This is a genomic window from Acidimicrobiales bacterium (assembly GCA_035316325.1).
Lineage (GTDB): Bacteria > Actinomycetota > Acidimicrobiia > Acidimicrobiales > VFJN01 > DASXTK01.
Map to the genome: position 1 here is coordinate 1 of DATHJB010000027.1, position 11,466 is coordinate 11,466.

Consider the following 11,466-nt stretch of genomic DNA (forward strand, 5'->3'; position numbering starts at 1 on the left):
GCCGATCAGGCACGACGCCAGCATGTGGTCGCGGATGCCGTCGAAGCCGAGCAGCGACGGCAGCGCCAGCACCACGATGTAGGCGGGCGGGTGGTCGGCCCCCGCGATCCGCACGCCGTCGCGCCAGGCGTAGGGGTGGACGAACCCCTCGCCGTCGGCCAGCAGGTTGGCGCCGTCGTGGTAGTAGCGCGCGTCGCCCTCGATCGACGGCACGTCGCGCCACCCCAGCACGTAGCCCACCCGGATCCCCAGCGCGACGACGCAGATCGCCAGCAGGGCGTACAACCAGCGCCGATCGAGGCCCCCCGAAGACATCCGGCGGACCTTAGCGGCGCGACCGCCGAGGGTCCGCGGTTGGCGCGATCGGACGATCTACCTTCGACCCGATCGGACCGGGTGTGTGTAGGGAAGCAGTGGAAGTGAACGTATGAGGGCGATGCTCTCGGCGATCGTGAAGCCGTTGGCGATCATCGTCGTCGGCGTGTTCGTGCTGGTCTACGGGGTGCGGTCGGTCGGCGGCACCGCCGGCGAGGCGGAACACCTCCAGGGCGGGGTGTTCGTCGAGATCACCTGCGCGTCCGGCGGGCAGGCCACCGGCGGTCCCGGGTTCCTCTCGGCGTCGGCCGACGCCGCCTGCTCCCGTGCCCGCGACGAACAACGGGGCCGGGCGCCCTGGTGGATCCTCGGAGGCCTGGCCATCACCGGCTTCGGCGTCATGAGGTTCCGCAAGGCTCGCGCCGGCAGAAAGTGAGGAGGCTGACCATGCCCGTCAGAGTGCGCGTGTCACCGCCGTCGCCGCCACGGCTGCGACCACGACCACGACGAAGGGCGCCTTCAGCGTCAGCGCCGTGGCCGCCGCCGCGAGTCCCACGACCCGTGCGTCGAGGGCGACCGCGCCGTCCTCTTCGAGCGCGCTGACCATCACCAGGGCCGCCAGCAGCGCGGCGGGCAGGAGGTCGGCGACACGAGCGAGGTTGGTGGGCAGCGGGCGGGCGCCCAGCACCAGCGGCGCCGCCGCCTTGAGCGCGTAGGTGCACAGGGTCAGGCCCACCAGCACCACGGTCGCCGTCACGCCACCCGCTCCCCCGCCTCGACCGGCCGAGGCCCGTCGCTCGGCGCGCTGCGCCAGCCGGCGACCACGCCCAGGCCGGCGACCAGGATCGGCACGCCCGGCGGGGCGATCGGCAGCAGCGCCACCGCGATGGCGCCGCCGACGAGGGCGCTGCGCCGCTGACCGGGGTCCGACAGCCGGGGCCACAGCAGCGCCAGGAACACCGCCGGGATGGCGGCGTCGATGCCCCAGGTAGTCACCAGGTCGCCCGACGACGACAGCGCCGCCGCGCCCACCAGCGTGCTGAGGTTCCAGGCCACGAAGAGCACCACACCGGTGAAGAGGTAGGCGTAGCGGCGGAGCTTCAGGTCCGACTGGGCGGAGCCGAGGGCGGTCGTCTCGTCGATCATGAGCTGCGACCAGAGCGCCCGCTTCCACCACGGCCCCTGCAGCGCCGAGGCCATCACCACCCCGAAGGCCAGCGACCGCACGTTCAGCAGCACGCCGGCGGCGATCGCGGAGACCGCCGAACCGCCGTCGCCGATCACGCCGACCGCGGCGAACTGGGCGCTGCCGGTGAACACCAGCAGCGAGTACGCCGAGGCCTGCCACACCGCCAGGCCCGCTTCGGTGGAGGCGATGCCGAAGGCCACCCCGAACGGCATCACGGCCGGAGCGACCGACAGTGCTTGACGGCGGATCTCTCCCCGCAGAGACTGTTCGCTGTGTCGGACGATGCGTCCAGCCTACAGAACGGTCCCAACGCCGCAACCGTGGTGTCGCTGGTCGGCGACAACGTCCGCCGCCTGCGGGTGCGGGCCGGCCTGTCGCTGCGCGAGCTCGCCAACCGGGCCTCGGTGAGCACGTCGACGCTGTCGAACCTCGAGGCGGCCAGCGGCAACCCGGGCGTGGAGACGCTCGTCAGCATCGCCGGTGCCCTGGGCGTGCCGTTCAGCGAGCTGGTGCTGCACCACGAGCCCGACGTGCAGGTGCAGCGGGCCGACGAGGGGATCCTCGTGGAGGCCGCCGGCGCCGAGTTCACCAGCCGGCTGCTGGTCGCCGCAAGCGGCCGCAGCGTCACCGAGGTCTACGAGGCCACGATGGAGCCGGGCGACCTCTACCACGCCGAGCCCCACCTGCCGGGCGCCACCGAGAGCGTGGTCGTGGTGAAGGGCCGCATGCGGGTGGGGCCCGCCGACACCGTGGTGGAGCTGCGTCCCGGCGACCGCGCCACCTTCGGCGCCGACCAGCCCCACACCTACGAGGCCCTCTCCCCCGGCACCCGGGCCATCCTCGTGATCAGCTACCGGTGAGCTTCAGAAGTCGAAGCGGGTGGCGCCGTAGGGCTCGGCGGTGCCGAAGGCGAAGACCGTCTCGGGGGTGACCTCGTAGAGGTACCACGGCGGCGGGCCGGCGCTCGGGGCGCTGAACTCGTGGTAGAAGGCGCCGTCGCGTACCGTCGGGCCCCAGCCCGCGTACAGCCCGGCCACGCGCTGGAGCGTGGCCTCGTCGGTGACGATCGTCGCCTGCCCCTCGACGGTGATGTCGAAGGGCTGCGTCGCCACCGACAGGGTGCAACGCGGGCTCAGGGCGAGGTTCTTCGCCTTGCGAGGCACCGAGGCCCGACGTGAAGTACGCCTTGCCGTCGTCCCACATCATCCCGAGGGGCACGACGTGGGGCCGGCCGTCCGGGTTGGTGGTCGCCAGCCAGGTCGTGTGGCGGTTCGGGCCGCCCGTCTCCGGCGCCTGGGTGGAGCCCTCGTCCAGCCGTTGGCGGACGCGCTCCCACTCGATGATCGGAGCGTCGTACCCGTCGAGGTTCTTCAGTGAGGTGGGGTCGGTCATGGTCGTCTCTCCTCGTGTGGTCGTACAGGGAGTGTGACCGCGCCGCGTCGGGAGACTCATCGGTGGCCGGTAAGGTCCGCGTCCGTGACCAAAGCCGTCGTCGCCGAAGGACTCGTGAAACGGTTCGGCAAGACCGAAGCCCTCCGCGGGGTCGACCTGGAGATCGAGCGTGCCAAGGTGCTCGGGGTCCTCGGCCCCAACGGCGCCGGCAAGACCACTGCGGTGCGCATCCTCACCACCCTGCTCAAGCCCGACGAGGGGCGCGCCGTCATCGACGGCATCGACGTGGTGAAGGAGCCCCGCCGGGCCCGGGCCCGCATCGGCCTCACCGGGCAGTACGCGGCGGTCGACGAGCGCCTCACCGGCTTCGAGAACCTCGAGCACGTCGGCCGGCTGTTCCACCTGGGCAACGCCGAGGCCCGCAAGCGCGCCGGCGAGCTGCTGGAGAGCTTCACGCTGGAGTTCGCCGGCGACCGGGTGGTCAGCGGCTACTCCGGCGGCATGCGGCGGCGCCTCGACATCGCCATGAGCCTCATCGCCCGCCCGTCGGTGCTGTTCCTCGACGAGCCCACCACCGGGCTCGACCCCCGCAGCCGCATCGAGGTGTGGGCGCTCATCGAGCAGCTCGTGCAGAGCGGCACCACCACGCTGCTCACCACCCAGTACCTCGACGAGGCCGACCGCCTGGCCGACGAGATCGCCGTGATCGACAAGGGCGTCGTGATCGCCCGGGGCACGGCCGCCGAACTGAAGGCCCAGACGGGCGGCGACCAGGTCGAGGTCCTCCTCGAGGACCCGGCCGACAGCGCACGGGTGGTCGAGCTGCTCGCCCCCCGGGCCTGCGGCGAGAGCCACGTCGACGGCGACCGCAAGGTGATCATCCCCGTGTGGAACGTCGACGGGCTGGTGCCCGAGATCGTCCGCCAGCTCGACGACGAGAAGGTCGGCATCCGCGACGTCGGCGTGCGGCGCTCGACGCTCGACGACGTGTTCTTCTCGCTCACCGGCCACGCGGCCACCGACGAGGACGGCGACGGGATCCCCGACGACGAGGAGTCCGGGGCGACCGAGAGGAAGGCGAGCTGATGGCCGTGACCGTCGACGAAGCGTTGGGCCGGCCGTCCGACGAGGTCGAGCTGCCGTCCGGGCCGGTGTGGCTGCTGCGCGACAGCTGGACCGAGGCGCTGCGCCACCTGCGGGCCCTGCCCCGCAGCCCCGAGCTGCTGGTGTTCGCCACGATCCAGCCCGTGATGTTCGTCCTGCTGTTCGCCTACGTGTTCGGCGGGTCGATCCAGGTGCCGGGGTACGACGACTACAACCAGTTCCTGATGCCGGGCATCTTCGCCCAGACGGTGCTGTTCAACTCGGCGTTCACCGGCGTCGGCGTGGCCGAGGACCTCTCCAAGGGCATCATCGACCGGCTCCGCTCGCTGCCGATGTACCCGTCGGCCGTGCTCATAGGGCGCACGATGTCGGACGTGGCCCGCAACGTGCTCACCTTCGCGGTGATGCTGGCGGTGGCGTTCGCCATCGGCTTCCGCTTCGAGGGCACGCTGGCCGAGGCGGCACTCGCTACCGTCCTGCTCTTCCTCTTCTCGTACGCGTTCAGCTGGGTGCAGGCGTGGATGGGCCTGTCGGTGGGCTCGGTGGAGGCGGCCAACTCGGCCGGGTTCATCTGGATGTTCCCGCTGACGTTCGTGTCGTCGGCCTTCGTCGACCCATCGAGCATGCCGGGCTGGCTGCAGCCGGTCGCCGACGCCAACCCGTTCACGATCGTCACCAACGCCACCCGGGCGCTCTACAACGGCCGCGACGCCGGCAACGACCCGTGGATCGCCCTGGCGTGGGCCGTCGGCATCACCGTGGTGTTCGCCTGGCTGGCCTCCCGCAAGTTCGCCTCCGCCGCCGCCAAGTAACGGCGAAATTGCGTGGCTGGCGGTCGTAGAGCAGCCACCAGCCACGCAATTTCGGGTTCGGGTTACTGGCCCTCGGGGTGCCAGTCGGGCGGGCCGATGGTGGAGGCCTCGGGGCCCAGCGCTTCCCGGTAGACCGGGGCGAGCTCCTGCCAGCGGCCGTCGTCGTCCTCCAGCGTCGTCGGCTTGCCGTCGAGGACGTCGGCGAGGACGAAGAGGCAGCCGTGCCAGCCGGCGGCGTCGCGGGCGGCCTTGCCCAGCTCCACGAAGACGTCCGACAGGGTGAGCACGGTCCCGCGGCCACCGTCGACGGGCTCCAGCTCGATGCGCAGGACGTCGTCGTCGCCCCAGCGCAGCTCCATCACCTTGGGTGGGTCGTAGGCCAGCATCTCGCCGTGCATGTCGGGCGCCCCGTCGTGGGGGAAGGCGAAGCGCAGCTCGGCGCCGGCGGCCCGCTCACCGTCGATGGTGGTGGGGAACCAGGCGACCAGGTGCTCGGGCTCGGTGACGGCACGCCACACCTTCTCGGGCGGGTGGGGCAGGTGACGGGTGAAGCGCAGCTGCCAGCGGTCGCCGACGGCCTCCAGCTGACCGAGGGGTTCTGTGGGCATGAGGACTCCTTCGTCCTAGTCGGGCATGTCGTCGAGGTGACGGGCGAGGTCGTCGAGACGGGAGGCCCACAGCACCCGGTAGGGGGCGAGCCAGTCGTCGACCTCGCGCAGCGGCTCCGGGCGGATCCGGTAGAGCCGACGTTGGGCGTCGGACCGGGCCTCCACCATGCCGGCGTCGCGCAGCACCCGCAGGTGCTTCGACACGGTGGGCTGGCTGACGTCGAGCGCCGCGACCAGGTCACCGACCGGTCGCTCGGCCTCGCGCAGCAGGTCGAGGATGCGACGACGGTTGGGTTCGGCCAGGACCTCGAACGCCGGGGTGTTCACGCCCTCCAGTATGCCCCTGTGGCTATATAGCCGTCAAGGCATACATGCGAAATGGCGTGGCTGGCGGTCGTAGAGCAGCCACCAGCCACGCAATTTCGGTTTCGGGCTGTCAGAGGAGGGCGTCGGTCGACACGTAGACCACGTCGGTGGCGTCGTGGCGGCCGACCATGCTGCGGGCCAGGCCCTCCTCGTAGGTGGTGACCACCAGCTGGCGCATGTGGCTGCCGGGCTGGGTGACCTGGGCCAGCAGACGGGCCACCCGGGTGCGGTTCGCCGGGTCGAGGTGCTCCAGCGGCTCGTCCAGCCACATCGAGCGCAGGCCGGTCGCGGCGGTCACGAACAGCAGCCGGGTCAGCAGCGACGCCAGCGTCTTCTCTCCCCCGCTGAACGACCCGTACGGGATCGTCACCTCGCCCTGCCCCAGCTCGATGCTGCCGCCGCCGGCCAGGCGGGGCCGGCTCGGCGAGCCGACGAAGAACTCGGCCCAGCGGGCGGCGATGGCCTGGCTGATCGGCTCCAGCGCCCGCTCGGTGCGGGCGTCGGCCTCGGCCTCGGCCAGCTTGGCCAACGCCTCCGACGACGCCGCCACGGCGTGGGTCCCGGTGACCGCCGCGTCGGCCTCGCGGGTGCGCCGGGCCTCGTCCAGGGCGCGCTCGACCTGGACGAGCCGTTCCCCGAGAGCCCCCCGCCGGGCGAGCATCTCGGCTCGCCGGCCGTCGAGCTCGGCGAGCTGCGCCTGCAGCTCCGGCTCGGCGACCTCGGGGCGGGGGCTCTCGGGCGGCTCCGGTGGGCGCTGGCGGGCGAGGTCGTCGGCGATGGCACGGAGCTTGTCGGCGGCGGCGTCGACGGCCCGGCGCCGGCGCTCGGTGTCGACCTGCCGCTCCGCCAGCTCGGCCAGGCGGGTGCGGTGCTGGCCGGCGGCGTGGGTGGCGGTCGGCTCGTCGAGCGACTGCAGGCACACCGGGCACACGGCATCGGCGGCCTGCAGCTGCTCGACCAGGCCCTCCACCAGGGTCGTCTCGGTCTGGGCGGCGACCAGGTCGTCCTGGAGGTCGCGGGCCTCGGCGGTCACCCGGCCGGCGGCCTCGGCCACCTCGTCGGGTTCGGGCTCGATGCCGACGCTGCGCAGCTCGGCGGCCAGCTCCTCGAGGCGGGCCTCGTGGCGGGCGACGCGCTGGTCGTGGACGGCCCAGTCGCCCAGGGCGCGGGCGACCCGGTCGAGCTGGGAGCGCTGCTCGCCGTCGGCGACCAGGGCGGCGTCGAGGTGCTCCACCTCGGTGCGGATGTCGTCGGCCCCGGTGGACAGCGCCGCCACCGCCGCCTCGTCGAGACGGGCCACCTGCTGGAGCGCCCGCAGGTCGCGCCCGGCGTCGCCCTGCACCGCCCGCAGGGTGCGGGCCGCCCGCCGCAGGTCGTCGATGCCGAGCAGCGCGGCCAGGTGCTCCTGCACGTCGGCGAACAGCTCGCCCTCGTGGGTCAGCCGCATCTCGGGGACGAACATGAGCTGGGGGACGATCTCCAGCGGGACGCCGGCCGTGTCGCCCAGCAGCCGGCGCAGGGCGGCACCGTCGGCTCCGGCGGTCGCACCGCCGATGGCGACGTCGAGCGTCTGGCGGCTGCGGCCCCGGGCAGGCCGGCGGCGCAGGGTGCGGGTGAGCGACACGGTCACGTCGCCCAGCACCACGTCGACCTCGGCCGACGTCTCGTCGGTGCCGGCCCGGATGGCGGCCTCGCCGTCGACCCCCGACTCGGCGCCGAAGATCGCCCACGCCACACCGTTCACCAGGCTGGTCTTGCCCACCCCGTTGTCGGCGATGACGAAGGTGAGGCCCGGACCGAAGTCGAGGCTCAGCTTCTCGTAGCCACGCCAGTTGCGCAGCAGCACCCGTGTGATCACGGCGACACCTCCGGGTCCAGTCGCTCCCGGGCCTCCTGCGGCGACAGCCCGGCGAACTCCTCCAGCGCGGCGACCAGGGCGGCGCCGTCGAGCGAGCGCAGCCAGGTCGCCGCCGCCTCGTAGCCCGCCTGCTTGCCCGGCTGGCGGGCGCGGCGGGCCTGCTCCGCGACCTCGTGGGCGGCCGCGGCCAGGGCATCCCGCTCGCCGAGGTCGCCGCTCGCGATGACCGTCGGGCCCGCACCGAGCAGGGCGTCGAGCGGCTCGGGGTCGGTCCAGTTGATCGCGTAGGCCCGGTCGTAGGCGCGCACGGCCGACGCCAGCGGCTCGGGGTCGGCCAGGCGGCTGAAGCCCGACAGGCCGGTCGGGGCGTGGGCGCGGGTGACGCAGTCGAGAGCGTCGACGGCGAGGGCGTGGTGGGGCGGCGCCGCGGTCACCAGCAGTGCCCCGGCCAGGTGGGCCCAGGCGCCGTTGAGCAGGGCGGCCGCCGCCATCCGGTAGGTGCGGGCGTCGAGCAGCGACGCGTCGCCGGCACAGCGCAGCAGCCCGAGGTGGCTGCCGCTCCCGGTGCGGACCACCACGTCGTCGCCGAGCACCACGGTCTCGACGCCGGCGGCTCGGAGCGACGTGACGTCGGCCGACTGCGCCGGCCACGGCTGGGGGCGGGCCTCCACGGCGGCCAGGGACAGGTCGAGCAGGGCCGCCAGCAGGCGCGCCTCCCGGGGCCGCATGCGCTGGGCCGGGGCGTCCTCGGCGACGGCGACGGCGGCCGCGTCGGTCGGGTAGCCGCGGCGGGTCATGGCCAGGGCGACGTCGGTGGTGGTGAGGCCGGCGGCCTCCCGGGCCCGGCGCACCAGCGGGCCGTCGACCACCACGTCGGGGCTGGCGCCGACGATGCCGTGCCGCACGGCGAACTCGCTCTCCACCAGCGGCCCCATGTCGACGTCGGGGCTGTCGTCAGTCATCGGGGTCCTCCGTTCGGGCCTGGCGGGAGGCCCGCTGGGCGCGGCGACGGGCGGCCTCGGCGGTGATGCCCTCGCGGCGGCCGATCTCGGCGTAGCTCAACCCGCGGAAGTCGTGGTCGAGCAGCGCCCGCAGGTCGGCCGGGCTGGTGACCCTGGCGAGCAGGCGCCGCAGCTCGTCGCGGTCGGCCACCACGTCGCCGGTCTCCGCCGTCGCCGTGGCGGGAGCCGACACCGCCTCCTCGAACGCCACCGGCTGACCGGGGGCACGGCGCTTCTGGGCCCGGGAGCGCCGGTGCTCGTCGCGCACGCGGCTCAGGATCAGGGCGTTGAGGCAGGCCACGTGGTCGCGGTCGGCATCCAGGTACTCGCGGCGCTCGTAGTAGGTCACCCAGGCGGCGTCGTAGAACTCCTCGGCGTCGAACGCCGCCAGGTGCCGGTTCCGCCCGTCCGACGACGCCAGCAGCCGCCGGGCGTAGCCCACCGACGCCACCTTGCAGTCGCGGTACAGCCGGGCACACCGGTCGTCGTCGTGGCGCTCGCTCATGCTTCCCGCTCATGGCGCCTGCGGCACCGGGCCGCTCGGGCCACGCTCGCTCTGGTCGCCGGGCCTCGCTCGGTGAGCCTCGCTGCGGACGGACGCTCGCTCATGTGCCATACAGGGCTCGGGCCAGGTCGCGCCTCGCCGGGTTGGTGCACGGGCAGCGGCCCGACGGGTTCCTGGCCGGGCGACGCCAGCCGCCCAGCGGCACCCCGGTGAGGTCGAGCTCCACCCGCCGGTCGAGGCCGGGGAGGCCCACCGCCGCCTTGACGACCTCGGCCGCCAGCAGCGTGCCCGCCAGCCACGACACGTGCGGGGCCGACACGGCCTCGTCCTCCGGCCCGTCGGCCACCGGTCGTCCCGACGACGGCACCCGCATCATGTCGACCAGGCGACCGCCCACCAGGTGCCCCATGGCGTCGGGGCCGACGGCGCCGGTCCAGATGGCGGTGGCGACGTCGTCCACGGTGAGGGTCTCGCCGTCGAGCAGGGCCTGGAGCCGCGGCGCCGTCAGCCCGAACCGGGCGTACGTCCGCCCCTGGCTCCGCCAACGCCCCACGTCCACGAGGTCACAGTACGGGCAGGCGAAGTCGTCCACGGCCTGGTGGCGCTGGACGTGGAGCGCGAGGCCCGCCACGCCGGCGCTCACGGTGGTGGCGGCCATGAGCTCGCCGGACTCGCGGCGGCCGTCCACGTTGTCGACGCTCACCAGGGCGATGCCCGGGAAGCCGGGGGTGCCGCGGGCGTCGACCCAGTCGGCGATCGTGCTGCGGTGGGCGGCGGCGTCCCACCCGGCGGCGGCCAGCACCCGGGCCGCCCAGTCGGCCTTGGCGCCCCGCTCGGCCACCGGCACGCCCGGGCAGCGGTAGGCGTTGCGGGCGGGGACGAAGCGGTCGGGGTCGACCACGTCGATCGTCCCGGTGATCCCGGTGAGCGACAGGAGCGCCGCCGCGCTCGACCCCACCGACCCGGCGCCGAGCAGCGCCACGGTCGGTGGGGTCGGGCGGTCGGCGCCGGCTCCCCCGATCTCGAACGTCGTGGTCGTCGTCGTGGCGGCGGTCGCGGTCGCGACGCGGCCGTCAAGCAGGCTCCAGGTCAGCTCGCCGTCGACCGGCACGGTGTGGACGCCGACGCCGAGGTCCTTCAGCAGCTCGCCGAACGCCAGCGCCGTCGCGGCCTGCAGGCCCAGGCCCCCGAGCCGGCAGCGGCCCACCGGCACCGGTCCCCGGCGGGAGACGACCGCGGTCCAGTCGTCGCCGCCCAGGTAGAGGTCGGCCTCGGGGACGTGGGGCACCATGCCGACGTTGATCCGCCGGGTCCGACGGCTGCGTCCCCGTCGACCGAAGCGACTCACCCCGGTCACGGCCGCCAGCGTCCGGGCACCCCACGGGTTGGGCCGGGGCAGCGGCACCGACGGCGTGACGACGTTTCCCACCACCCGGGCGCACATCGACGCCAGCGCCGCGGCCGCCCACCGCTCGGCCGCCGGGGCGCCGGGGTCGACCCGCACCGCCACCTCCACGTCACTCGGTGACACGGATCACCTCGTCACGGGGAGCGCCGGGGCGCAGCTCGACCCAGCGACGGGCCCGGCGGACGAACACCCCGCACGTCCGGAGACCGGAGCGGAGGCCCAGGCCGAAGTAGGGCACGACGATCGACAGCGCCCCCTCGAAGCGCAACGCCGGGTTGCGGTCGTCGCGGGCGCTGTGGGAGGCATCGCCCGGGTGGCTGTGGATCCGGGCGGCGTAGGTCTCGTCGTCGCCCAGCGCCACCGCCAGCTCGCACTTGCCCTGCTCGGTCACCTGCACCCACGGGCACGGCGCGCCGCCGGCCCGCTGGTCGGGGAAGATGGCGTGCCGGGCCACCCGGTCCGGCCCGGCGACGAGGAACCCGGCCGCCTCGGCCCCGCCGACACCGGCCTCCTCCAGGTGCTGCCGCACCTCGTCGAGCACGAAGCCGGGCACGACCAACGTCACCACGCCCCGTCGACCTGGGGCTCGTTGGTGAGGAGGTGCAGCACGTCGCCCTCGGTGACGCCGGCGTGGACCAGCTCGGCTCGGGGCGGCAGGTCGACGATGGCAGCACCTCGCAGCAGGCCCAGGCGGAAGTCGCCCGGCTCCAGCTGCCCCCGGCCGACGAACCAGCCGATGGCCCGCTCCACCAGCGCGGCGCTCACATCGTCGGGCTCCACGCCGAAGGCGCTGCTCGCCCCCGCCGGCGTCCGAACGGTGACGCCGATGCAGCGCCGTGTCGTGCTCTCGCTCATCACCTGTCTCATCGCAGGACACCGCGAAAACCCAACCGGAATCGCACTTTTTC

General features: G+C 73.9%; 16 protein-coding genes. 4 read left to right on the plus strand and 12 right to left on the minus strand.

The genetic code is table 11. The features are described 5' to 3' along the window. The coding region (locus tag VK611_03835; GenBank protein HMG40428.1) for a hypothetical protein at positions 1-315 on the minus strand (315 nt) is incomplete at its 3' end. A 121-nt stretch (positions 316-436) separates the two neighbouring features. On the opposite strand from VK611_03835, the gene VK611_03840 reads away from it, so the two are divergent. Beyond that, complete coding sequence (locus VK611_03840) at positions 437-751, plus strand: hypothetical protein (protein ID HMG40429.1); 315 nt, start codon at positions 437-439, stop codon at positions 749-751. Positions 752-769: 18 nt separating this feature from the next. Here the strand turns inward: VK611_03840 and VK611_03845 are convergent, their stop codons facing one another. Then, positions 770-1,072, minus strand: a complete 303-nt coding sequence (locus VK611_03845) for an AzlD domain-containing protein (protein ID HMG40430.1) — start codon at positions 1,070-1,072, stop codon at positions 770-772. Beyond that, positions 1,069-1,719, minus strand: a complete 651-nt coding sequence (locus VK611_03850; GenBank protein ID HMG40431.1) for an AzlC family ABC transporter permease — start codon at positions 1,717-1,719, stop codon at positions 1,069-1,071. Before VK611_03850 ends, VK611_03845 begins: the two co-directional genes overlap by 4 nt. Positions 1,720-1,776: 57 nt before the next feature. Here VK611_03850 and VK611_03855 point away from each other — a divergent pair, with 57 nt between their 5' ends. Then, a complete protein-coding gene (locus VK611_03855) occupies positions 1,777-2,364 on the plus strand; it encodes an XRE family transcriptional regulator (protein HMG40432.1) in 588 nt (195 codons plus the stop codon). Positions 2,365-2,367: 3 nt separating this feature from the next. Here the strand turns inward: VK611_03855 and VK611_03860 are convergent, their stop codons facing one another. After that, positions 2,368-2,667, minus strand: coding sequence for a hypothetical protein (locus tag VK611_03860; GenBank protein ID HMG40433.1), 300 nt, complete (start codon positions 2,665-2,667; stop codon positions 2,368-2,370). 313 nt (positions 2,668-2,980) lie between these two features. Between VK611_03860 and VK611_03865 the strand changes: the two genes are divergently transcribed. Both VK611_03865 and VK611_03870 read left to right on the plus strand, forming a co-directional pair. Continuing rightward, positions 2,981-3,982 carry an ATP-binding cassette domain-containing protein gene (locus VK611_03865; GenBank protein HMG40434.1) on the plus strand — a complete coding sequence of 334 codons (1,002 nt, stop codon included), beginning with the start codon at positions 2,981-2,983 and terminating at the stop codon, positions 3,980-3,982. Continuing rightward, complete coding sequence (locus VK611_03870) at positions 3,982-4,812, plus strand: ABC transporter permease (protein HMG40435.1); 831 nt, start codon at positions 3,982-3,984, stop codon at positions 4,810-4,812. The genes VK611_03865 and VK611_03870 overlap by 1 nt, the downstream gene beginning before the upstream one ends. 62 nt (positions 4,813-4,874) lie before the next feature. Here VK611_03870 and VK611_03875 read toward each other — a convergent pair whose 3' ends face one another. The 8 genes from VK611_03875 to VK611_03910 form a co-directional block, all read right to left on the minus strand. Beyond that, entirely contained in the window at positions 4,875-5,420 is a 546-nt protein-coding gene (locus VK611_03875) for an SRPBCC family protein (GenBank protein HMG40436.1), read from the minus strand. Positions 5,421-5,435: 15 nt separating this feature from the next. After that, a complete protein-coding gene (locus VK611_03880; protein HMG40437.1) occupies positions 5,436-5,747 on the minus strand; it encodes a metalloregulator ArsR/SmtB family transcription factor in 312 nt (103 codons plus the stop codon). A gap of 109 nt (positions 5,748-5,856) precedes the next feature. Next, entirely contained in the window at positions 5,857-7,644 is a 1,788-nt protein-coding gene (locus tag VK611_03885) for an AAA family ATPase (protein HMG40438.1), read from the minus strand. Next, positions 7,641-8,606 (minus strand): hypothetical protein, encoded by a 966-nt coding sequence (locus tag VK611_03890; GenBank protein HMG40439.1) that lies wholly within the window; start codon positions 8,604-8,606, stop codon positions 7,641-7,643. Before VK611_03890 ends, VK611_03885 begins: the two co-directional genes overlap by 4 nt. Then, positions 8,599-9,150: a hypothetical protein gene (locus VK611_03895; GenBank protein ID HMG40440.1), complete on the minus strand. Its 552-nt coding sequence runs from the start codon at positions 9,148-9,150 to the stop codon at positions 8,599-8,601. The genes VK611_03890 and VK611_03895 overlap by 8 nt, the downstream gene beginning before the upstream one ends. Positions 9,151-9,250: 100 nt before the next feature. Continuing rightward, positions 9,251-10,681: a hypothetical protein gene (locus VK611_03900; GenBank protein HMG40441.1), complete on the minus strand. Its 1,431-nt coding sequence runs from the start codon at positions 10,679-10,681 to the stop codon at positions 9,251-9,253. Continuing rightward, a complete protein-coding gene (locus VK611_03905) occupies positions 10,668-11,123 on the minus strand; it encodes a hypothetical protein (protein ID HMG40442.1) in 456 nt (151 codons plus the stop codon). The genes VK611_03900 and VK611_03905 overlap by 14 nt, the downstream gene beginning before the upstream one ends. Beyond that, the gene (locus tag VK611_03910; GenBank protein HMG40443.1) at positions 11,120-11,413 is read right to left on the minus strand and encodes a hypothetical protein; all 294 of its coding nucleotides are present in this window, start codon (positions 11,411-11,413) and stop codon (positions 11,120-11,122) included. The genes VK611_03905 and VK611_03910 overlap by 4 nt, the downstream gene beginning before the upstream one ends. Positions 11,414-11,466: the final 53 nt, after the last annotated feature.